General features: G+C 34.0%; 22 protein-coding genes. 7 read left to right on the top strand and 15 right to left on the bottom strand.

Annotated features, from left to right (window positions below; translation table 11 throughout):
- Window positions 1-4 precede the first annotated feature (4 nt).
- Window positions 5-2,239 carry a formate C-acetyltransferase gene (gene pflB, locus BMX60_RS01860; RefSeq protein WP_091348581.1) on the bottom strand — a complete coding sequence of 745 codons (2,235 nt, stop codon included), beginning with the start codon at window positions 2,237-2,239 and terminating at the stop codon, window positions 5-7.
- 418 nt (window positions 2,240-2,657) lie between these two features.
- Here pflB and BMX60_RS01855 point away from each other — a divergent pair, with 418 nt between their 5' ends.
- A complete protein-coding gene (locus BMX60_RS01855; RefSeq protein WP_091348490.1) occupies window positions 2,658-3,176 on the top strand; it encodes a hypothetical protein in 519 nt (172 codons plus the stop codon).
- A 162-nt stretch (window positions 3,177-3,338) separates the two neighbouring features.
- Here the strand turns inward: BMX60_RS01855 and BMX60_RS01850 are convergent, their stop codons facing one another.
- The 4 genes from BMX60_RS01850 to BMX60_RS01835 form a co-directional block, all read right to left on the bottom strand.
- Window positions 3,339-4,202 carry a DegV family protein gene (locus BMX60_RS01850; protein WP_091348487.1) on the bottom strand — a complete coding sequence of 288 codons (864 nt, stop codon included), beginning with the start codon at window positions 4,200-4,202 and terminating at the stop codon, window positions 3,339-3,341.
- A gap of 83 nt (window positions 4,203-4,285) precedes the next feature.
- Window positions 4,286-4,516, bottom strand: coding sequence for a hypothetical protein (locus BMX60_RS01845; protein ID WP_091348484.1), 231 nt, complete (start codon window positions 4,514-4,516; stop codon window positions 4,286-4,288).
- On the bottom strand, window positions 4,513-5,658 hold the full coding sequence (locus tag BMX60_RS01840; protein WP_091348481.1) for a Ger(x)C family spore germination protein: 1,146 nt from the start codon (window positions 5,656-5,658) through the stop codon (window positions 4,513-4,515). Before BMX60_RS01840 ends, BMX60_RS01845 begins: the two co-directional genes overlap by 4 nt.
- Window positions 5,655-7,262 carry a spore germination protein gene (locus BMX60_RS01835; RefSeq protein ID WP_091348479.1) on the bottom strand — a complete coding sequence of 536 codons (1,608 nt, stop codon included), beginning with the start codon at window positions 7,260-7,262 and terminating at the stop codon, window positions 5,655-5,657. The genes BMX60_RS01840 and BMX60_RS01835 overlap by 4 nt, the downstream gene beginning before the upstream one ends.
- Before the next feature lie 82 nt (window positions 7,263-7,344).
- Here BMX60_RS01835 and BMX60_RS01830 point away from each other — a divergent pair, with 82 nt between their 5' ends.
- Window positions 7,345-8,490, top strand: coding sequence for a GerAB/ArcD/ProY family transporter (locus BMX60_RS01830; protein WP_091348476.1), 1,146 nt, complete (start codon window positions 7,345-7,347; stop codon window positions 8,488-8,490).
- 20 nt (window positions 8,491-8,510) lie between these two features.
- On the opposite strand, the gene BMX60_RS01825 is transcribed toward BMX60_RS01830, so the two are convergent.
- The 6 genes from BMX60_RS01825 to BMX60_RS01800 form a co-directional block, all read right to left on the bottom strand.
- Window positions 8,511-8,774, bottom strand: coding sequence for a DUF1657 domain-containing protein (locus tag BMX60_RS01825; protein ID WP_091348474.1), 264 nt, complete (start codon window positions 8,772-8,774; stop codon window positions 8,511-8,513).
- A gap of 86 nt (window positions 8,775-8,860) precedes the next feature.
- Window positions 8,861-9,436, bottom strand: a complete 576-nt coding sequence (pyrE, locus tag BMX60_RS01820) for an orotate phosphoribosyltransferase (RefSeq protein WP_091348471.1) — start codon at window positions 9,434-9,436, stop codon at window positions 8,861-8,863.
- A gap of 2 nt (window positions 9,437-9,438) precedes the next feature.
- Complete coding sequence (locus BMX60_RS01815; protein WP_091348470.1) at window positions 9,439-10,356, bottom strand: dihydroorotate dehydrogenase; 918 nt, start codon at window positions 10,354-10,356, stop codon at window positions 9,439-9,441.
- Window positions 10,349-11,077, bottom strand: a complete 729-nt coding sequence (locus BMX60_RS01810) for an iron-sulfur cluster-binding protein (protein ID WP_091348467.1) — start codon at window positions 11,075-11,077, stop codon at window positions 10,349-10,351. Before BMX60_RS01810 ends, BMX60_RS01815 begins: the two co-directional genes overlap by 8 nt.
- Window positions 11,077-11,955 carry an orotidine-5'-phosphate decarboxylase gene (gene pyrF, locus BMX60_RS01805; protein ID WP_091348465.1) on the bottom strand — a complete coding sequence of 293 codons (879 nt, stop codon included), beginning with the start codon at window positions 11,953-11,955 and terminating at the stop codon, window positions 11,077-11,079. The genes BMX60_RS01810 and pyrF overlap by 1 nt, the downstream gene beginning before the upstream one ends.
- Window position 11,956: 1 nt before the next feature.
- On the bottom strand, window positions 11,957-13,183 hold the full coding sequence (locus tag BMX60_RS01800; RefSeq protein ID WP_091348462.1) for a dihydroorotase: 1,227 nt from the start codon (window positions 13,181-13,183) through the stop codon (window positions 11,957-11,959).
- Between the two features lie 272 nt (window positions 13,184-13,455).
- Here BMX60_RS01800 and pyrB point away from each other — a divergent pair, with 272 nt between their 5' ends.
- From pyrB to BMX60_RS01785, 3 genes are all read left to right on the top strand, one after another.
- Window positions 13,456-14,388, top strand: a complete 933-nt coding sequence (pyrB, locus tag BMX60_RS01795) for an aspartate carbamoyltransferase (RefSeq protein ID WP_091348459.1) — start codon at window positions 13,456-13,458, stop codon at window positions 14,386-14,388.
- Entirely contained in the window at window positions 14,381-14,806 is a 426-nt protein-coding gene (locus tag BMX60_RS01790) for an aspartate carbamoyltransferase regulatory subunit (RefSeq protein WP_091348457.1), read from the top strand. The genes pyrB and BMX60_RS01790 overlap by 8 nt, the downstream gene beginning before the upstream one ends.
- Before the next feature lie 122 nt (window positions 14,807-14,928).
- Window positions 14,929-15,687 carry an undecaprenyl phosphate translocase family protein gene (locus BMX60_RS01785; RefSeq protein WP_091348454.1) on the top strand — a complete coding sequence of 253 codons (759 nt, stop codon included), beginning with the start codon at window positions 14,929-14,931 and terminating at the stop codon, window positions 15,685-15,687.
- Between the two features lie 308 nt (window positions 15,688-15,995).
- Here the strand turns inward: BMX60_RS01785 and BMX60_RS01780 are convergent, their stop codons facing one another.
- Window positions 15,996-17,426 carry a phospholipase D-like domain-containing protein gene (locus BMX60_RS01780; RefSeq protein ID WP_091348451.1) on the bottom strand — a complete coding sequence of 477 codons (1,431 nt, stop codon included), beginning with the start codon at window positions 17,424-17,426 and terminating at the stop codon, window positions 15,996-15,998.
- Between the two features lie 12 nt (window positions 17,427-17,438).
- Window positions 17,439-19,754 carry a glycoside hydrolase family 31 protein gene (locus tag BMX60_RS01775; RefSeq protein ID WP_091348450.1) on the bottom strand — a complete coding sequence of 772 codons (2,316 nt, stop codon included), beginning with the start codon at window positions 19,752-19,754 and terminating at the stop codon, window positions 17,439-17,441.
- 102 nt (window positions 19,755-19,856) lie between these two features.
- Between BMX60_RS01775 and BMX60_RS01770 the strand changes: the two genes are divergently transcribed.
- Both BMX60_RS01770 and BMX60_RS01765 read left to right on the top strand, forming a co-directional pair.
- Entirely contained in the window at window positions 19,857-20,189 is a 333-nt protein-coding gene (locus BMX60_RS01770) for a YtxH domain-containing protein (protein WP_091348447.1), read from the top strand.
- A 32-nt stretch (window positions 20,190-20,221) separates the two neighbouring features.
- Window positions 20,222-20,608, top strand: a complete 387-nt coding sequence (locus BMX60_RS01765; protein ID WP_091348446.1) for a hypothetical protein — start codon at window positions 20,222-20,224, stop codon at window positions 20,606-20,608.
- A gap of 81 nt (window positions 20,609-20,689) precedes the next feature.
- Here BMX60_RS01765 and manA read toward each other — a convergent pair whose 3' ends face one another.
- Entirely contained in the window at window positions 20,690-21,583 is an 894-nt protein-coding gene (gene manA / locus BMX60_RS01760) for a mannose-6-phosphate isomerase, class I (protein WP_091348443.1), read from the bottom strand.
- A gap of 19 nt (window positions 21,584-21,602) precedes the next feature.
- Complete coding sequence (locus BMX60_RS01755; RefSeq protein WP_091348440.1) at window positions 21,603-23,330, bottom strand: phospho-sugar mutase; 1,728 nt, start codon at window positions 23,328-23,330, stop codon at window positions 21,603-21,605.
- Window positions 23,331-23,503 lie beyond the last annotated feature (173 nt).

Raw genomic sequence — 23,503 nt, 5'->3', positions numbered from 1 at the left:
ATTATTACATCCTTTCGTGGAATGTCCTACTAATTACCTCTTGCTGTTGTAGTTTAGAAAGCCTATTGAAGTTTACTGCATAGCCGGAAACTCTAATAGTCAATGAAGGATATTTTTCTGGATTTTCCATGGCATCTAATAAAGTTTCTCTATTTAAAACATTTACATTTAAGTGATGGGCTTTTTGTTCAAAATATCCATCTAAAATATTAACTAAGTTTTCTATTTGCCCTTCCCTATCTTTTCCTAAAGTCTCAGGAACTACAGTAAAGGTATTTGACACTCCATCTAAACAATGTTTGTAAGGGATTTTAGCTACTGAATTTAATGAAGCTAAGGCACCACTTATATCCCTACCATGCATAGGGTTTGCCCCTGGAGCAAAGGCTTCTCCAGCTTTCCTTCCATCAGGGGTAGCCCCTGTTTTTTTACCATAAACTACGTTAGAAGTAATTGTTAAGACCGATAGGGTATGGATAGCATTCCTGTAAGTGGCATGTTTTTTCAATTCTTTGCTGAATTTTTCCACTACATAAGTGGCGATTTCGTCTACCCTATCATCATCATTTCCAAACTTAGGATAATCCCCTTCGATTATAAAATCCACTGCTATATTATTTTCCCTGATAGGTTTAACTTTAGCGTATTTTATTGCACTTAATGAATCCACTACTACAGAAAGACCAGCGATTCCAAAGGCCATTAACCGCTCTACATCCCTGTCGTGGAGGGCAAGCATGGAAGATTCATAGGCATATTTATCATGCATATAGTGGATAACATTCATTGTATTTACGTAAAGTTTTGCCAGCCACTCCATTACCTTTTCAAATTTTTGAAGAACTTCGTTGTAATCTAGATATTCTCCTTGGGGTAACTCCATTTCAGGAGCTACAGGTAAATTAAGTTTTTCATCAACCCCACCATTTATGGCATATAAAAGGGCTTTAGCTAAATTTGCCCTAGCTCCAAAGAATTGCATTTGTTTACCTATTTTCATTGCAGAAACACAGCAAGCAATACCGTAATCATCACCGTATAACGGCCTCATAATATCATCATTCTCATATTGGATAGAGTCGGTGAGGATAGAAAGTTTTGCGCAATACTCCTTAAAGTTTTGAGGGAGTTTTGTAGACCAAAGGACTGTCATGTTAGGTTCAGGGGCCGGTCCTAGATTTACTAGAGTATGCAAAAATCTAAAACTGTTTTTAGTAACTAATGTTCTTCCATCTTCCCCCATCCCTCCAATGGCTTCAGTTATCCATGTAGGATCACCGGCAAAGAGTTCATTGTATTCTGGGGTTCTCAAATGCCTTGCTAACCTTAATTTAATTACAAATTGGTCAATTAGCTCTTGAGCTTCCCCTTCAGTTATTACTCCAGAATTTAAATCCCTTTGAATATAAATATCTAAGAAAGTACTCACTCTACCTAATGACATAGCAGCCCCATTTTGCTGCTTTATAGCTGCTAAATAGGCAAAATACACCCACTGGACTGCTTCTTTGGCATTTTGAGCAGGTTGAGAAATATCATATCCATAGGAAAGGGCCATTTCTTCCATTTCTTTTAAAGCTTTGATTTGTTCTGTCAACTCTTCCCTAAGCCTTATAATTTCTTCTGTCATAGTTCCAGTAATTTCATCTAGTTCCCTTTTTTTGTCTTCAATGAGAAAAGCAGTTCCATAAAGGGCAACTCTCCGGTAATCACCAATAATTCGCCCTCTTCCGTAGGCATCGGGAAGACCAGTTATTACCCCTGCTTTTCTCGCTAATTTCATTTCCTTTGTGTAAGCATCGAATACCCCTTGGTTGTGGGTTTTTCTATATTTAGTAAAAATCTCTACAATCTTGTCGTCAATATTGTACCCATAACTTTCCGCAGCATCTACTGCCATCCTTATCCCTCCAAAAGGGTTGACGATCCTTTTTAGAGGCTCATCTGTTTGAAAACCTACTATTACTTCATTTTCTTTATCTAAATATCCAGGTTTATATGCCGAGATACCGGAAATAGTCTGTGTATCTAAAGCTAGAATTCCCTTTTTAAGCTCTTCTCTTAAAAGTTCTTTAGCCTTTTCCCAAACTTTAATGGTCTTCTCACTGGCATTAGCTAAAAAACTATCATCTCCTTCATAGGGAGTGTAGTTTTTTTGGATGAAATCCCTAACATCCACTCTCTCCATCCATTGTCCACTATTAAAACCTTTCCATGCCTTATCAAGATAGTTTTTCATCATATATATCAACTCCTATATTAAAATTTAACTAAGAATTATTATCACATTTTCATTATACAATCTGTATTATATTTTTTCAATACCCTGTTACAAAACTTTTTATAAGTATTTTCAAGGTTTTAAAAACTGTTATACTGTGTTTATATTTTTTATTTCTACTGTTATATTTATTGTTTTAATATAAAAAACCTAACCATACCAACCAAGGGAGATATCATAATATAAAGCCCTCCATCTTGTGTTAATTGAAAATTTTTAGAATAATAGTTAAAATTATAGGTAAATAAACATAAGTCAGGGAAAAACAATGTTAACAAAAAGATGTTTAAACAAGATTTTACTCTTAGTCTTAATTCTTATTTGACTTTACAAACGTTAAAAGTTAAATATGATTAGATTAAAGGAGGAATTTGTTATGTTAAAGCTTAAAAAAGAAATTATATCTATAGTAGTAATAGCCCTACTAATTTTAACTATCACAGGTTGCAAATCAGTTGTTAAAGTACACATAATTTATCCACTTTATGACGATTTAGACTCTATGATCCTTAGTGCCGACACCATAGTCGAAGGGAAAATACTTTCAATGACTGTTGTTGGAAGTGAACAAGAAGGGGTATTGTATACGGTTTATGATGTGGAGATTATTACTAATTTTAAAGGAAAATTCAATAGTAAAGAAGTTATTAAAATTAAACAAGTAGGTGGGGAAACTAAAGACTTAGTAGTAACTACTGACGAAAGGGTTAATCTAAAAAAAGATTTAACATATTTACTTTTTCTAGTTACCTACGAGGACTCACCAGCTAGCTTAATAAACCCAACACAAGGGGCATATTTACTCGAGGATGGTAAGTATATTGAGCATAATGATAACAAAATAAAAATCAACAGAGAGATATTAAAACAAAGAATTAAGGAAATAGGTAATTAGTAGAACACTTGATTAAGTTCCTATAATCGAATGTCCACGAGTAAGAAACCTAGTAATAATGAAGAAGGAATGGACTAGCCTACAAAAAAAAGACCTATTGTTTTTCAACAATAAGTCTCCCACAAAAGCTTTATTAACAATATATTATAGAGGAAAAGCCTTCTAATTTTCTTCCAATTTATTTAAGAAAAATACCGATAAAGTTCCAGGGCCAGAGTGGGCTCCTACGGCACAACCGATACAGCTTACAAGGAAATCTTTACAGCCAAATTCTACCTCTAACATCGCCTTTAACTTGTTAGCTCCTTCTAGATCATCACCATGGTTTATGCCAATTAATTGATTTTGCAAATCTACTCCCCGCTCTTTAACGATTTCAATCATCCGCTTCATAGCCTTCTGTCTACCTCTAACTTTATCAATTGGAATCAGTTTTCCATCTTTTACATGGAGAATTGGTTTAACATTTAAAACTCCACCTACAAAGGCAGCGGTTTTACTAACCCTTCCCCCCCGATAGAGGTATTCTAAATCATCGACGGTAAAAATGTGTTCCATATGCTGAGCATTGAACTTAATACTTTTGATTATTTCTTCATAACTTTTACCTTCCTTTGCCATAAGGGCAGCTTTATAAACAACTAAACCAAAACCTACTGACGCACATTTAGTATCAATTATTTCTAGCTGAAAGTCGGGATATTCCTCTAAAACTTCTTCCCTTGCAATTAAGGCGGAATTATATGTACCTGATAAACCTGAAGAAAAGGCAATATAGATACAAGGTTTTCCTAATTGGGCTAGTTCTAAAAACTTTTCTTTAAAAATATTTGGAGGAATTTGAGAAGTTTTAAATACCTTCCCTTCCCTCATCTGTCTTAACATATCTTCAGGTTTTAATGTTAAACCATCTAGATACTCTTCCCCATCTAAATAAACCAAAATAGGAACGACATCGACATCTAAACTAGCCAAAAAATCCCTTGTTAAATCACAGGCACTATCAGTTATAATTTTAACACCCATCAATAAAACCTCCTCCAAAACAATCATCTTGTTATCTTTTATTCGGCATACTCCTCGATATTCCTTTTTCCACCGAAAAATTTTTATAATTTCTGGATAAGCCGGGAAATAAACTCTACAACAGGCTCCATTTTTATCAATAAAGTTTCTAATGGGCTCATTGAAAAAACTTCAAATTTATCAAAGAGGGAAATGGCTAATATCAAAAATACTAATCCACCATAAACATAAAGGGTTTTCCTCTGATGTTTATGAAAAGACAAAAAATCGATCAAAAGGACAATAAATACTAAGAGTATTAAAACAAAATTCACTTTATAGTCCCCCTATAAGTTCCTAATGCTGGGTGAATGATAGTAATATCTACATCGACATTTATTTCCCCTTCTGAAAAGTGTTCATCCCATTTATCCCTTAATTGAAAGTATTTTTGGGGATATTTTCTGTAAAAATTTTTACTTAAATTGTAATAATCTCGACCATACTCCCTTTGAGCTTTAAAAATTGCCCTATTAATTTTATCTTTAATTACCTGATCCAAAACTTTTTTAAGTTCATCAATATCAATCTCTTCTTTTTCATTTGAAATCCGCCCTGCGATATTCCCCTTTCCTTTAACATCTAACTGAAAAACAACTTTATCATTTTTATAACTAGGAGTAATTTTAGTCTTAACTCCTAACATTTCTATTGTATATTTATCCCCTTTAGTATCTTCAAAGACGATTAAACCATTATCAAAGTTATTTGTAATAATGTTATATGCTTGCCCTTCTTCATAATCTAAATAGCCAACTAGTTTGTCATTATTGAATATGGCGATCTTTGATATTTTCAACATCTCCCTTTCCAAGGGAGTAGGGGACGGAATCTTTTCCACAACTCCTGTTACATAATTTGTATATGGGTTGGTGGCATTTTCCAATGTCTCCCTTAAATCAGCTACATAGATTTTATTATTAGCTCCAAAGTTTTCAGCAATTGTATCTAATACCTGGGCAGGAATTACCCCTAAAGTGTTTGGAGTATCTAAGATTTCCTCTGGCGGTAGTTTACTTATCAATACCTCACTTTCTAACCTTATTTCCTCATCTTGCTTTAAAAATCCCAAAACTTCGGAAATCCCTTCCTTAGCAATTTTTTCATCTATGATGATCACCTTTAAGTGGGGAAAGTAAAGGCGTCTTCCAGCTATCATAGAGAGATTCCGCAAAGCATCAAACACCGATAACCCTTCTGCTTTCATAATAGTATAAACATCCCTAGGGTCAGGATTTTCAGCTACTACGGCAGCGGGATTAGCAACTTGAACTACAGCAGTATATAGGCCGGTGTCGGTCTTAGATATACCAAGTCCCATTACAAATCCCAATGTTTCGATTTCTTTTTTACTCCAACAACTGGTATTTATAATACATAAAGATATTAGGAGGATGATTTTCAATAAATTTTTCATTTGATTTTTTCACCCCTTTTATTGCTAGGTTGAGGTCTTAGTTCTTCTCCCCCTTTAGTGAAGTTTTCCCTAACTATCTGGTTAGACCTAGTGGTAATTGCCCAACTGGGAAAGCGGAAAAACCAATCCTTCAAATCCCTTATACTTAAAGGGGCAAAGGGGACCATAAAATTAACACCAAAGGAACGTAAAGACAATAGGTTTAAAAATAGTAGTAAAAAACCTGTCATTACCCCAAAAATCCCTAAAACCGTTGCCAAGATCATGTTAAAAAATCTCCATAGGCGAATACCTAAAGAAAAATTAGTATAAGGGATTGTGAATGAAAAGATTGCTGTAGTAGCTACAACGATAACCACTGCAGGAGAAACGAGGCCGGCATCTACAGCGGCAGTACCAATAATTAAGGCTCCAACTATACTCACAGCTTGACCAACATATGTAGGTAATCGGGTTCCCGCCTGGCGAAGCCCCTCAAAAGCCAACTCCATTAAGAAGGCTTCCATAAATGCCGGGTAAGGTACACCAGCCCGGGTTCCGGCAATAGTCAAAGCTAGACGGGTAGGTATCATTTCTTGATGGTAAGAAGTAAATGCAATATAGATAGAAGGTAAAAACAATACAATAAAAGCACCTATATATCCAATTAACCTATTAAAGGTAGCAAAATAATAGTTAAGATAGTAGTCTTCGGTAGTAATAAAAAAATCTGAAATTACCGCAGGTATTACTACGGCAAAGGGAGTTCCGTCAACTAATATCCCTATCCTACCTTCTAACAACATAGCTACTAATCGGTCACATCGTTCTGTATAAAAGGTTGTGTTAAAAATATTCCGGGGAGAATCATTAATAAACTCTTCAATAGCTGCTGAACCTAAAGGCCCATCGATATCTATTTTTTCTAATCGGGAAAACAACTCCTCTACTATTGTTAAATCAGCTATATTATCCATGTACATTACTCTAACTTCCGTTGACGTTTGCCGACCTATTTCCTTTGATTTCATTATAAGGTGTGGGGATTTTATCCTTTTCCTAATCATCCAAGTATTAACTTCAATATCCTCGACAAATCCTTCTTGAGGTCCTTTGACAACCTTTTCAGTTTTAGGTTCTGTATGGGTTTTATCGGAGCTTTTCCCAACTTCTACCACAAGGCCTTTAGAAAAACCTTCTATTAGTAATAACCCTTTTCCTTTTAAAATCTCTTTAATAATAGATTGGTAGTCCTGTAATTCTTTACAATCTCCATTAGGTATAGTGCTTAAAATTAAATTATCAAAGGAAACTTTCCCTTCTAAAAGTAAAGGATTCTCTATTTGTTGTAATGGTTTTATTATTGAATGCTCTAAGCTTTTATTATCCACCATGGAAGATAAATAGATTAAGGCACCCTTTAATGGTGGACAGGTTCCTATATAAAAGTCTTTAATTTTAAAATCATCACTTTTACCTAAGTATTTTTTAATTTTTTCTATGTTCCCTTTTAAATCCTTTCCTACTTTTTCTTTAATATCATTAGCTTCCCAATTTAATTCACTCCCCCTAGTTCCTTTCCCTCTATTAAGTAAATCATTTAACATCCTCAGTATAAACTTCATTTACACCACCCTTAGTAGCTGATATTTTATTTTGTGCATTTTTTTCTGTATATATCACAAAATATAACAAGGGGGTGGAATCATGTCAAAAAATGGTATTGATAAAACTAAAATATCCTTATTTCAAATCTTTTTATTAACTTTAGCTCAATCGGGGGGAGCCGTTATCATGTATTTACCTGGGAGCAAAGAGGCTAATAATGATGTCTGGATATCTTTCCTCTTGGCTTCCCTTTTTGGTTATATAGTGATTTTCTGTAATTACTTACCTTTAAGTATTTCTCCAGAAAAGTGTTTTACTAAAACAATAATTAAATTCTGGGGAAAGTTTTTAGGAACCTTTGTTATTTTATATTACTTTCTATTTTTTTATTTGCTAGCCAACTTGATCCTTTCAGATATTTATTATTTCGGCAAAATAGTTATGCCGGAAACACCTCCATATGTATTTATAATCTTTTTTTTAACACCGGCAATATATTCTTTGAAACTAGGTGTTGAAACTTTAGCTAGATTCTGCGAATTTTTAATTCCTATCCTTATTGTAGTTTACTGTTTTTTACACATGTTAATTATCCCTAATTTAGAGTTATCAAAACTCCTTCCTATTATGGCTAAGGGTATTGGCCCTGTATTGGAAGGAGCAATACCAAACATGAATTTTCCCTTTGCCCAACTATTGCCTATTATTTTCTTTTACAAGTACACTATTACTGATAATAACAGTAAAAAATATCTTAAATATGTTTTTATAGCTATTATATTGAGCACTTTATTACTATCCATCCGCACCATTGTTTCAGTTACTGCCTTTGATCCTTATATAATGGAAAATATAACATACCCCCCTTACAGTGCTGTTCGGCTAATTCAAATTGGGGAAGTACTTGAACGGGTTGATGCCCTATATATTGCCATCTTTTATGGAACTACCTATTTAAAGTTTACCATCACCTATTTTGTCCTTTGTCAAATAATTTGCGACTATTTTAATACTGGAGAGATAAAGGATTTTGCTGTTCCTATGGCTGTTTTGATAGGTGTTAGTATGCCCTTTTTAATTCCCAGGTTTGATATAATATTAAAAAGTGTTGTTCCCCTTTTTTATCTATTCTTTCCCATATTTACAATAATACCATTACTCCTATACTTAACTGTAAAAATTAAAGATAAAAACAAGAAAAGGAAAACTAATAAAACTAAGGGATCCAATGATAGTCTTCATTGAATCCCTTTTTCTTCCGTTAATTATTGATTATCTGTATTTTGTTGGTTAGTAGTATTTTGTTGTGGGTACAATCCCCCTACCTCTTGTTGATACTGACCTTCTTCTTCCATAGCATAATCTAACCTTTGCCTCAATTGTTGAACTATCTGTTCAATATTTTGACTACATTGTTGATACATCTGTTTAGCCTGTTGGTCTTGGGTATCTAGTGCAAAGGCTTTTAGGTTGGCAGCTATTGTTTCACAGCTAGATAAAGTTTGGGCTAATTTGTTGGCTACTGTCATTTCAACAACTCCTTTTTATATTTTATTTAATAATTTAATCATTATTATTATGGAGTGTTGTTTTTTAAATTAAACTGGTAATTTTTTTAATTTTTAAAAGTTCTACTACCCGGTTTTGTTACAGGTATTCCCTCTTTACATAAAGGACAATTTTCTGGAGAATAAGTAACTATTTCCTTTCTATATAAACTAAAAAGTGGTTCAGTAAACTTTCTTCCTTCTGTACTTCTATCCACCAAAGAGGCTACCCCGACCACTTCACCACCATAACTTTTTACCAGATCTATTACTTCTTTCACCGAGCCCCCTGTAGTTATTACATCTTCCACCACTAAAAACCTCTGTCCTTTTTCGATATTAAATCCCCTTCTAAGGGTCATAACACCATTTTCCCGCTCGGCAAATAAATTTTGAACTCCCAACTCATTAGCTACAGCATAGGCCAAAATTATTCCACCTATTGCAGGGCCAATAACTCCATGGATCCGGTTTTTTTCATAGTTTTTAGCGATCATACCTGCTAATTCTTGGGTATAGTGGGGGTATTGAAATACTTTAGCACATTGGAGGTATTCTCCACTATGTTTCCCAGAAGTTAGTAAAAAATGCCCCTTTAAAAGAACTCCACAACTTTTTAAAATTTCTTCTACTCTATTTCCCATTTTTATCCCCTTTCTTTGTGGGCTAACCCCACCATCTCTTCTATTTTATTAAAAGAATGTTCTTCCATATATTTTTGTAACCCATCAATTATCTTAACCGGTGCTAAAGGATCGATAAAATTACCTGTTCCTATACCTACCATAGTTGCCCCTGCTAAGATAAATTCTACAGCATCACTATATGTTACTATCCCACCCATACCGATGATGGGGATCTTTACATTTTTAAAGACATCATAGACCATTCTAAGGGCAACGGGCTTTATTGCCGGGCCAGATAACCCTCCATAGACATTGCCTAAGATTGGCCTTTTACTGTTAATATCGATTGCCATACCCTGCAATGTATTGATAAGGGTTAAGCCATCGGCTCCATTGTATTCCCCTTCTTTGGCAATTTCTACAATATTTGTGACATTTGGACTTAGTTTAACTACTACCGGTTTTTTCGTTAACTTTTTTACTTCTCTAGTTATTTCCCCAACTTTTTTAGGGGATATTCCAAAGGCTACTCCCCCTTCTTTAACATTGGGACAAGATAGGTTTAACTCAAGTAAATCGACTTCTGTTTTATCCAGCTTGATAGCCAATTCTTTAAACTCTTCTAAAGTTTTTCCCGCAATGTTGACAAATACGGTTATTCCCCTTTTTTTAAGCTTAGGCAAATGTTCTTTAATGAAAAAATCTATCCCAGGGTTTTGTAAACCTACACTGTTCAACATCCCACTAGCGGTCTCTACACACCTTACCCCTTTATTCCCTTCCCGTTTTTCTAAGGTTAGACCTTTAGTTGTTATAGCCCCTAGCTCTTCAGGAGAATAAAGTTTTTCATATACTTCACCAAAACCATATGTTCCAGAAGCTACGGTAACGGGATTTTTAAGTTTAAGGCCGAAAATCTCTACACTTAAATCAACCATTAAAGACTACCTCCCCTACACTGAATACTGGCCCATCTTTACATACCCTTTTGTGTCCATCTACTGTAGCACAGGTACAGACTAGGCAACCCCCTACACCACAGGCCATTTTCGCCTCTGTAGAAAGTTCCCCTTTAATCCCTTTATTCACCAATAAATCTTGGATTTTTGCCAGCATTATTTCCGGACCACAAAAATAGACAAAATCGAATCTTTCCCTTTCTAAGTCTTTTGCAAAGGCTTCAACTATGTTTTCTCCATTTTTATCCAAGGTTATTGTCAAGGGGTATTTTTTCCCTATATCATCTATGGCAAATTGTGATTGGTTAAAACCAAAGTAGTATTTGGCTTCTTTAAATTTTATTCGGGCTAGTGGTAGAAGGGGGGCAATTCCAATTCCACCACCTACTATCGCCACCTTTTTATCCTCGGTATTTTCCAGTGTAAATCCCCTTCCTAAAGGACCTAGTAAATTTATTTCTTCCCCCTGCCTTAATCTCCCTAAATACTTTGTTCCTTCACCAACTATTTTTATGAGAAATCTTAGATATTCTCCATCTCCCCCGGCTATAGAGATGGGGCGGGGTAAAGTCTTATGGGGAAGATAAAAGTTAACAAATTGACCTATTTGATAATCCATTTTGCCATTAACCTTGATTATCAACTGGAAAACATCGGAAGTTAACATCACATTACTAATTACTTTTCCTTTAAAGTTCACTATTTTACCCCTTTCTCTATTTCTCTGTTGATGTCTTCAATCATCATTTCTAAAGAGATTTTTGCTGCTAAACCATAATTTTCTTCACCTATCTTTTTATAATGTTCTGTTATCCCCCTAGAGGAACAAACTAAAGCTCCGTATCCTTGGGAATTGAAGGCATATTTGATATCTTCCCCTTTTCCCCCTTGGGCTCCATATCCCGGTACCAAGATAAATCCCTTTAGTTTTTCCCTCAACCTTTTTAGGTGTTCTCTGTGGGTTCCTCCCACCACCGAGCCTATGTGGGAAAACTCAGTGTAATCCCCTGCAAAACTGCTAACTAAGTCCGCTACTTTTTCGTAGATAAATTGGCCATCTTCTGTTTTTAAATCTTGCAATTCCTTTGAAGAAGGATTAGATGTTTTGACTAAGATAAACAGCCCCTTTTCTCCGCCTTTTGTTTCTTCTACAAAGGGCAATAGGCCATCACTGCCGAAATAGGGGTTTACTGTAATACTATCGATACTGGAATTTGTCAAAAATCCCTGGGCATAGGCCTTTGCAGTAGAACCGATATCCCCCCTTTTTACATCAGCGATGGTCATTAACCCCTTTTTCTTACCATAATCCAGTGTTTTGTAAAATACCTCTAGCCCCGGCAGTCCATACCGTTCATAAAAGGCAATTTGAACTTTGATACATGGAGTTAACTCTGATGTATAATCAATTATAGTTTTGTTAAATTCCCAAAACATTTGGGCTATTTCTTCCATACTTCCTTTTAGCAAATATTTCCTTTTCAGTTTATCTGGCATCATCTCCAAGGTGGGATCTAAACCTACAACACAAGAATTTCCTTTACTTTTAATTTCCTGTAATAATTTTTGAACAAACATTTTACTCAGCTCCTCTGTATTTTATCTCTCCAGCTACTACCGTCAGAAAAACATCTCCCTTACCTTTCCAGCCATTAAAGGGGGTATTTCTTCCCTTGGAATAAAAAACTTCTTTGTCTATTGAGAATTCCTTTTCCATATCTAGTACTGTCAAATTTCCCTCTATACCTTCTTCTATCTTCCCTCCCGGTATATTAAAAATTTCGTAGGGCTTTTCTCCAAAGGCTTCGATAACCCTTTCTAGTTTTAGGACACCGGTGTTTACTAAGTTTAAGGTTAAAGGGACAGCCGTTTCAAGGCCTACCATTCCCATTGCCGCATATTTAAAGGGTAGATTTTTTTCCTTTTCACTGTGGGGTGCATGGTCAGTTGCTAAGCAATCGATAATTCCCCTTTTAACACCTTCTAAAACCTTTTTCCGATCCTTTTCCCCTTTTAATGGTGGATTTACTTTACCATTAGTTCCCGAGTTTAAAATTTCATCTTCAGTTAGTAAAAAGTGATGGGGACAAGCTTCTGCCGTTATTTTGATTCCCTTTTCCTTAGCCTTTTCAATTATTTTCACACTTTCTCTGGTACTGACATGGGCAATATGGATTTTAGCATCCCAAAACTTTGCTAAATTGACATCCCTTTCAACCATCCTCCATTCCTTTTCACTTTCTGGAAGGTCTCCTTCAAATTCACAATGACTGATGATGATTTTACCTAACTCTTTACATTTCTTTAACCCTTGTGCCATAATCTCCCCCTGCTGTATTCCTTTACCATCATCGGAAAATGCCACAACTTTTGGTGCTAATTTCTCAAAGTCCACCAGTTCCCTGCCCTTTAACCCTTTAGTTACTGCAGCGATTACTTCAACATGACAGTGGCCTTCCTTTTTAATCCTTTCTAAAAGGCTTTCCACTATCTCTAGTTCATCGATCACCGGTTCTGTATTTGCCATTGTAAATACCCTGGTAAATCCTCCCCTGACTGCAGCCATTGTCCCGGTCTTTATATCTTCTTTGTATTCTTGTCCCGGTGTCCTTAAGTGGCAGTGAATATCTACAAACCCAGGACAGATTATTTTTCCGGTAACGTCTACTATCTCATAGTGGGGCATTGGTGGGATTCCTTTAGCTAATTTCTTTATTACTCCCCCTTGGATAAGTAAATCTAATTCCTCAAATCTCCCCCCTTTGTATACTTTACCACCTGTCAACAACAAACCTTTTCCTTCCATTAGACCCACACCTCCAAAAAAATAAGGTCTCCCTCGGGAGACCTTTACTTACATGACAAAGTTAATCTAAGGTTTACTTAGATTTTCTACATATTCACAAAGCTTTCATCCTTATCAGTCTCCCGGACTGATTTAAAGGTTCTGTTTCTTATACTTTACTTTTAAAAAAAACATTTGTCAAGGGTTGACTTTAAAAAAATAATTTGCTATGCTACTTACAAGGTTAATCCTTTAAATTAAGTCCTGTGAGGCTAAAAAGGAGGTTATTTTTTATGGAATTAAAGGTAAAACATTTATGTCACTCTTTAGATCTATCATTGGAGGAGTTGGATTATCTATTCTCTTTAGCTGAAGATATGAGAAATAATCCAGCTAAATACTCTGCAAGTTGCCAAGGTAAAATTTTAGCTACATTGTTTTTTGAACCCAGTACCCGTACCCGCTTAAGCTTTGAGTCTGCTATGCTCCGCTTAGGTGGTACGGTACTGGGTTTTTCTGACTCTAATCAGAGCTCTACTACTAAAGGGGAAAGTCTACAAGATACTATTAAAACTATGGAAGGGTATTGTGACCTAATGGTTATTAGGCATCCAAAGGAAGGGGCAGCTAAATTAGCATCAGAATGTTCTAAAGTGCCGGTGATTAACGGTGGCGATGGTGGCCATCAACACCCTACCCAAACCTTGACAGATTTATTCACAATTCAAACAAAGCTTGGAAGATTGACTAATCTCAACATCGCCCTCTGTGGAGACTTGAAATATGGTAGAACTGTCCACTCTTTACTATTAGCTTTAAGTAGATATCCTGATAATACCTTTACGTTAATTTCCCCACCGGAGTTGGAAATCCCTAAATATCTAAAGGAACAGCTATTAAAATCTGGTGCAAATATCGTTATTAAACACAAATTAGAAGATCTAGAAAAATTAGATATACTTTATATGACGAGGATTCAAAGGGAAAGGTTTTTCAATGAAGAGGATTATTTAAAACTAAAGGACTGCTTTATTCTAAAGAGATATATGTTAAAAAATGCTAAAGATAGCTTGTTGGTTCTCCATCCACTACCAAGGGTTAATGAAATCCACCCTGATGTAGATAGTGATCCAAGGGCAGCTTATTTTGAGCAAGCCCATTTAGGGGTTTATATCCGGATGGCTTTAATTTACAGCCTTCTTAAAGGAGGGAAAGAAAATGCTTAAAATCCAAAATGGTATTGTCATCGACCATATTACTCCAGGAAAAGGAATCAAAATATATGAAAAACTGAAACTAGATTCACTAAATCATCCTATTATTTTAATGAGAAATATACCTAGCGACAAACACAATTTAAAGGATGTCATTAAAATAGAAAATATTTTTGATATATCGGTAGAGTTCCTCGGCCTTCTAGACAGTAACATAACTATTAACTACATTAAAGAGCAACAGGTGATAAAAAAAGTCAAAGCTTTCCTTCCCTTAAAAGTAAAGGGAATAATCAAATGTAAAAATCCCCGGTGTATAAGTTTTAAAGATGAATTTATTTTACCAGAATTCACTTTAAATGATGCTAAAAATGGTTATCACTGCAATTACTGTGAAGAAACGACATATTTAAAACAAATAGAACTTTAAATAGATAAAAGTCATAGCCTTTTTGGGTTATGACTTTTACAATTTATTTATATTTTATTCATTACTTTCTCTAAAATAGTATGTTATAATTTTGTTGTAAAATAATACTTTTGGAGGAAATCATGAAACTATTTATCCAAGGATTGATTTTAGGACTATTGATAGTTTTGCCGGGGATGAGTGGTGGAACAGTACTACTTATTTTCGGTATATACGAAAATTTAGTTAAGGACTTAGTTAAATTAAAAATAAAGCCTTATATTCCTTTAATTTTAGGTTTAGGTCTAGGTATATATATAGGGGGCTATACCTTTGCTATTTTCTTTAAAAATTATCGAGATTTTACTGCCCTTTTTTTATTAGGCTGTTTACTAGCTTCAATTAGAGCTGTTTTAAAGGATACCCCTAAGTTAAATAAAAACCTTTTTGTCTTTTTAATAACCGGTATCGTCATAGGTGTTACCACTGCTGGTGAACCACTAGGTCAAGTAATAGACGGTGAAAGCACTAAATGGTGGTTATTGATGTTAGGTGGAGCTTTATCTACTGCAGCTATGATTATCCCAGGAGTACCGGGTAGCTCGATATTAATTATGCTTGGCATTTACGACAATATCTTATTCTATATCAAAGAATTCAACATAGTTAACCTTTTATTCTACGGACTAGGTAGTTTATTAGGTATTGTACTCCTTTTGAAACTATTAGAACAGTTATTTCAAAATTATAAACCCCAACTTTCTTATTTTTTTGCAGGTTTGATTATCGGCTCTACTAGAATCCTGTTACCATCTTCCTTGAACTTATTAGGGTTTACCCTATTTTTAATAGGTTTTATTTCAGTGTGGTTTTGGACCAACAAAGAAGAGCACTCCCAGTGAGTGCTCTTCAGACTGAAGACAAACTATAGACAAAGTGATCATCAGCTGTGGTAATTAAACAAAGATACGATTAAGTTGAGGAGATAGATTTAAGAGCTGATTAGATAAAAGGAAGAAGGGGTGAGGAACAGGACGTTCCGAAAGCTCTATTGAGCCATGGATGGCGAATTAGAGCGGTACCCTTCTTCCTTTTAGATAGAAGCCTTAAATCTCGACGGAGACTTTGTTAGAATGTTTAATTACCACAGCCTTTAAAAAATGACTTTGTCTAAAACTGAAGAGCACTCCCAGTGAGTGCCCTTTTTATTTTACAACATATGTCTAAAGGGATATGTCAAAATTCTCAAGATATTTATTTTAATCCTTTTACTAGCCGGTACTTCCCTGGCCTTTTCGGGATAGTAATATCCGTAATCTGAATTTACAAGTAAACTCTGTTCTACTAGCTTTTCCAACTCTTCCATTAGATAATTTGTAAATTCTTCACTGTCAATAACCACCATAGTTTCAGTACTTAAAAAGGTGCTCCGGGGATCTAAATTAAATGAACCTATTACACTGATCCGGTTATCAAAAACATAAGTTTTGCCATGGATTGAACCAATTCCGTGGTATTCGTACACTTCTTGAACGTTATCCACTATTTTCTTCCTATACCCGGTATAACCGGAAAAGGCCGGTAAGTTAGGGGTAGAAGCTAGGGAGTTAGTCAAAATTGTAATCTCGGCATTTACCCCTTCTAGATTTAAATAATTTCTCATTTTTCTTGTAGGAATTACATATGGACTTTGGGCAAAGATTCTTTCTTCCCCCCATTCCATTAACTGGGTTAATTGATCCCAAACCTGGGGTTGTTTATTAAATCTAGTTAAGGGGTTGTGGATTAAAGTTACCCTATTGGTAGGTATTCCTTCTTCTAGCCAAGAAAGATCTTTAGCAAAAAATTCAGGATATACTTCTCTTTTCCCTTGGGCAAAATTAATTAGTTCAGTCATTTTTTCCCTACCTTTATTCTCCCTCCTGGCGGTCAATGACCTCCGGGGATTTTTGGCAAATTCACTTTCCCACAGTAAGTTGAAATATTGATTAAATTGCTGGATAACACTATTTTCAACATTTCTCTTATCGGTATTTATCAACAAAACCTCCCGGTCTAAAGCAAACTTTTCCGGTGGTCCCAAGTCCACATACTTATCCCCAATATTTCGACCACCTATAACTGCATATTTATCATCTATAATTAAAATTTTATCATGTAGTCGATTGTTTACCACCCATGGTTTTAAAAAATTAAAGGGTTCATATACTTTAAACTCTATATTAGGATGGGCCATAAAACCATAACTAATGGCCCTAGAGTGATTGAGGACATTGTAAAATAGTCCATCGGCTATTATCCTTACCTTAACTCCCCTATCTGCCGCTTGAAATAGGGAAGCTATAAAGATTTGGGTATAATCACCACCTAAAAAAGTATAAGTGGAAAAGTCAATTGTAGATTGGGCATTATGGATTAAACTTAATTTCCTCGCCCCCGACTGATACCCATCTTCTAGTAACAGTGCTAAGTCCTGCCCCGGTTTTTCAGCAAAAAATCGATCTATACTATAGTTGTAATCTATTTCTTTAGGTGAAATAAAGTTAAAGATAACTACTCCAAATACCAAAAAGTAAAGGAAGTAAAGGGCTAAGAATAATCCTATCCCTTTAATTCCCTTTTTAATTTTCCCTCTAGTCATAGACACCACCCATTACCTGATTATTTTTATCTCTAACCTTTCTCCACTGGCGGTAAAATTTACTTTCCCTTCTTTTAATTGAAAGTTTACAGGTTTTCCGTTGATTATTACCTCTTTTGCCTCTACATTGTTGATATTAAAGGTGAAACTCCCATATTTACCTTGATATCCCTGATGAATCATATCCACCATAATTTCTAAAGCTTTTCCTTCATCCATTGTAAACCTATATAAGTTGTATTCTCCCTGTCGGTAATTAAAGGTTTCCCCATCATCTTGATAGTGGAGATTCTGGCCATTTCCTGGATAGATATCTAATATAAGGTTATCTATCTTCCTTTCACCTACGTAATTTTGTACTGGAAATTTAGGGATAATGCTCCCTTCCTTTATATATATCGGGCAAATTTCTAAAGGGGCTTCTTTAATTACATAGCTTTCCCCTTGGAATTCTTCCCCTGTCCAATAGTCTATCCATTTGCCTTTAGGTAAATAAACAGCCCTAGCCCTTTGCCCTTGCTGCAATATAGGGGCTACTAAGATATTTTCTCCCCATAAAAATTGATCATTGATTTCATAAGTCTCCCTATCCTGTTGATAATGGAGAACTAAAGGCCTCATCACTGGTAACCCTGTTTTTTCTCCATGGTACATTAAATCATAAAGGTAGGGAATCAACTGATACCTCAATTTAATGTATTTTCTATTGATCCCTTCTGTTTTTTTATCAAAGGCCCAAGGCTCTTGATCCCTGGTATCCATTGCTGAATGATTTCTAAAGAGGGGTGTAAAACACCCTACCTGTACCCAACGGGATAACAATTCACCGGTACAATCAAAACCAAAACCACCTACATCGGTACCACAAAAGGAAAATCCACTTAACCCTAAATTCAATAACATAGGAATAGACATCCGCAGATGTTCCCAAAAACTTTGATTATCTCCCGTCCAAACCGTTGAATATTTTTGTGTCCCTGAAAAACAGGCCCGGGTTATAACAAAGGGACGTTTATTGGTAAATTTTTTTATTCCTTCATATGTCCCTTTAGACATCAAATGGCCATAAAGATTGTGGATTTCCCGATGATCTGTTGGGTAACCATCATTTTTAAATTGAACATCATCGGGAAGGGGTCCATCAAAACTGGCTGGCTCATTCATATCATTCCAAATACCTGCTACACCACAATCTAATAAGAGTTTGTGTTTATCTGCCCACCACTTCCTAGTCTCTTCTTGAGAAAAATCTGGATAAACACTATCCCCTGGCCATACCTTATTAACATAGGGAATACCATCTTTATCTGTAACGAAATAACCCTTTTCCAAACCTTCATCATAGACAAAATAGCCTTTATCCTTTTTAACACCCGGGTCTACAATTGTAACTACTTTAAAACCCTGTTCCTTTAACTTACTAATCATTTTTTGAGGTTCTTTGAATTTTTCTTTATCCCAAGTAAAGACTCTAAATCCATCCATATAGTCAATATCTAAGTAGATTACATCACAGGGGATATCCCTCTTTCTAAAGTTTTCTCCAATTTCCATTACCCTTCCTTCTGGGGCATAACTCCACCTGCTTTGGTGATACCCTAAAGTCCACAACTGGGGAAGGGGAGTAGTTCCGGTAAGATAGGTATATCCCTTTATTACCTGGGCAATAGAAGGACCATAGATAAAGTAATAGTCTAGATTGCCATCTTCTGCTCCAAAATAATAGTATTTACTATTTTCTTTACCAAAATCGAAATAACTTTTAAAGGGATTATCGAAAAAAATTCCATATCCACTACCATTTTTGAGGACTAAAAGGAATGGTATGGACTTATACATAGCTTCAAAACTCTCCACATGGGGACTAGGGTCATCGGTATTCCACATTTTATAATGATACCCCTTTTTATTGAGATGTCCTGTTTTATCACCTAAACCGTAGATATATTCACTTCCTTCTAGTTCCTTTAAAACCTCTATTTTCATTTTATCCTGGGTTTTATTGGTTTTAGGATCCCTCTCCCCTAAGTAATCGGCACACAACAACTCCCCTTGGGAGTTATAAAAATCAACTTTAAATTCTCCCTTTACTTCTACCAACAGCTTTTCAGTTCTAATTAAGACTTTATCCCCTTGATTTTCCACTGCAAAAAGCACCTTATTTTCAGGTAGATTCTCTATAGCTTTAGATAGCTTTTCTTCCCTTTTAAAAGGAACAAAAATATTGATAATCTCAGGGGAAATCACTTCCACTATCCCCCTATTTCTTTCATAAATAAAATTTACTTTATTACCTTCTAGATAAAATTCAACTAAATTGCCAAACATTTTATCACCCCAACTTAAAATTTTTAGAATAATCTCAGAATTTATTGCATATCATTACTATTTATTATATAATTAAAATAATAAAAGAGAGGAGGAGATGTTATGTTAAAACAAATTCTAGAAAAAAGACAAAGGGAGAGGGAAGAGCAGCTAAAAAAACAACGAAAGGAAACTGCTAAAAAAGTAGCTGTTACCGCAGGAATCTCCACTGCTATCGGTGCAGCCTTAGGAGTACTTTTTGCCCCTAAAGCCGGTAAGGAAACCAGAAAAGACATCGCTGACAAAACCAAGGAAATCACAGAAACAGTTAAAGAAAAAGCTGCAGAAGCTAAAGATAAAGCTGTAGAAGTTGTAGAAAAAGTGAAAAAGAAAACCAAAGGAGAAGATGAAGTTGAAGTAGAAGTACAAGATAATAAAGATAATGTTTCACTTTAATTTATATGGACAAGCTTTGAAAGGAGTATATTATGTATATCACATTAACTGATTTAGCTTGGTTTATCATTTTTTCCTTTGCGGTAGCCATTAGTATTTTATTGATTATAGCCCTTGCCCATTTAATCGGTGTGATTAAAAAAATCAATACCATCTTAGATAAAAATGGGGACAATATCGATAAAACTTTAAAAACCCTACCTAAAGTAATGGATAATGTCAATGAAGCTACTGAAATTATCAAAGATGGTCTCTACAAAACAGAGGATACCATCGATGCATTGAGTACAACGGTTTTTAATACAGCATCATCTGTTCAGAACAAAACAGAAACCTTATTAAACTATATTATTATTGTAGCAGAATTTGCCAAAGGAATATATGAATTTTTTGTAAATAAAAGAGAAGAAAGAAAATAATAAAAACTAGATGACAGGATCACCTGCCATCTAGTTTTTTTGTAAGTTTTACATTATCATCTAAGTAGTGTTTAATTCATATTATATATGAGAAATAACTAGTTGCAATTTACCATTAACTGTAAACTCTTTACATTGATTAAGGACTATAAAATGATCACCTTTTGTAATTTTTCTTTCATCATTTATTGTGCCTTTTCCTTTTATTACACTAACTAATAAAAAAGGTTTATCGTTAGGTATTTTAGTAGTACCATCAACATCAAATTTTACAACAGAAAAATGTTTATCATTTACTAAATATTGTATATTAACATTAGGTAAAAATTTTTTATTTATTTGTTTTATAGGTTGTTCCATCTGTGGTATTTTTATTACATCAATGCTTTCTTCAATATGTAGTTTCCTAGGTTTTCCATTTTCTAGTCTTTCATAATCATATAATCTATAAGTTATATCGCTTGACTGTTGAATCTCCAGTATAAATATATTTTTTCCTATGCCATGAACGGTACCAGCTGGAATAAAGTAAAAGTCATCTGGTTTTACTTTAACTTTTTTCAATAATTTCTGCCAATACCCCTTTTTAATCATTTCTCTTAGCTCATCTTTGCTTTTTGCGTTGTGCCCTAAAATCAACTCAGAATTTTTATCACAATCAAGAATATACCAACATTCTGTTTTTCCAAACTTTTCATTAGTATGTTTTTTTGCATAATCATCATCTGGATGTACTTGAACACTTAAATCTAAATTTGTTGTTATTTCTTTAACTAGTAATGGAAATTTATCTTGTTCAATATTACCAAATAAATGTCTTTCATTTTCCCACAACCAACTTAATGTTTTATCTTTGTATTTTCCTTCCCTTATTTTGCAATCTCCATTAGGATGTGCACTAATTACCCAATCTTCAAATCCCCAAATTTTATTATGTCTTACATTATTTAAAAAGATAAACTGTTCACTATTCATATTCTCCCATCCTTAAATCTTATATAATGTTCATTTCTGGTTTGATTATTTCACTTATTGCTTCTTTTAATCTATTTAATTTTATTACATTTTTTTCCCAGGTGTTGTCTTTTAACATAAAGTAAATTTTAATCTTGGGTTCTGTACCTGAAGGTCTAATAGTAATAATATTATCACCTTCTAATATTAACTGTATTACATTTGAGCTAGGCATTTTATATTCCATTGTAGTTTCTTTACCAGTTAATAGATCTTTTATTTTTTTAAACTTATAATCTTTTATATATACCACATTAAATTCATCTATTTTGTTTGGAGGAAAATTCCTTATTTTATTGATTATATTCTCTATATTAATACAGCCACTCAAACCGTCGAAAGTAATTGTTTCTAAATCCTCTAGAAAAAATCCATATTTTGAATATAGTTCCAATAGCCCCTCATATAAACTCAATCCTCTTTTTTTATAAAAACAGGCCATTTCGCAAATCAACATTGAAGCAATTACAGCGTCTTTATCTCTAACAAATGTACCTGTTAAATATCCATAACTTTCTTCAAGTCCAAATAAAAAAAACTTATCCTTTGTATCTTCAAATTCTTTTATTTTTTCCCCAATATATTTAAACCCAGTTAACACATCTATAACTTCAACTCCATAATCTTTACATATTTCTTTAATACACTCTGTAGTTACTATAGTTTTTATTACAACAGAATTTTTAGGTAAAATATTTTTAAATTTTAAAGTATCTAAAATATAATAAGTTAACAATAACCCAACTTGATTTCCCGTAAGAACAATATAATTACCTTCTTTATTTTTTACTACTACTCCTGCTCTATCACAATCAGGATCTGTTCCTATTATAATATCTGCGTCTTCTTTACTAGCTACTTCTACTGCTTTTTCAAATACTTCTTTCTCTTCTGGATTTGGACAAATTACCGTTGAAAAATTAGGATCTGGGTTTTCTTGTTCTTTAACAATAAATAAGTTAGTATAGCCTATTTCTTGTAATAATCTTCTTATTGGTTTAATTCCCGTTCCATGTATAGGTGTGTAAACAATTTTTAACTTATCTTTCATATTATCAACTAAATCTTTGTTTAAAGTCAATTGTTTTATCTGCTTTATATAGCTATCCTCAATTTCGTCTGTTATAACGTTATATAAACCTAAATCTATTGCTTTATTATACTCTATTGTTAAAATATCTTCATAATCTATAGCCTTAATTTCTTTATAAATTTCTTTTGCTAAATGATCAGTTATTTGTCCACCATCTGACCAATATATTTTATACCCATTGTACTCTTTTGGATTATGACTTGCAGTTATTACTATTCCAGCTGATGTATTAATCTTTCTAATTGCATAAGATAAAAGTGGAGTAGGTTTCATTTCATTAAATATGTAAGTTTTTATTTGATTAGCATTCAAGACTAGTGCTGCTTCTTTAGCAAATAGTTCACTATATTTTCTTGAATCATAAGCTAATATAACAGAAGGTTCATTAATTTTTTGTTTTTTAATATAGTTTGCTAGGCCTTGAGTAACTTTTCTTATTGTATATTTATTAACTCTATTAGTTCCAGCACCTATTATTCCTCTTAATCCACCTGTTCCAAACTCAAGTTCCTTATAAAATCTATCTTTTATTTCTGATTCTTTTAAACTTATAAGTTCTTTATATGTTTCATCATCAAAGTTAAGCCATTTTCTATACATAGTTAAATAGCTCATTTAATCACCTCAAAATGTTATTATCTTATTTTTTTGAAAACTAATAATAATGTAATAGCAGAAATTAATAATGAAGATATAACCAATAGTAATTCAAAATTATTATTATATTTATTAAAATTTATCATCCATAAAAAAGCAAAAACTATAACTATTATCGGACTCAAAAGATA

This window comes from Anaerobranca gottschalkii DSM 13577, assembly GCF_900111575.1.
Classification (GTDB): domain Bacteria; phylum Bacillota; class Proteinivoracia; order Proteinivoracales; family Proteinivoracaceae; genus Anaerobranca; species Anaerobranca gottschalkii.
Note: the sequence above shows the minus strand (reverse complement) of the source record. Positions and strands in the feature narration are given on the sequence as shown.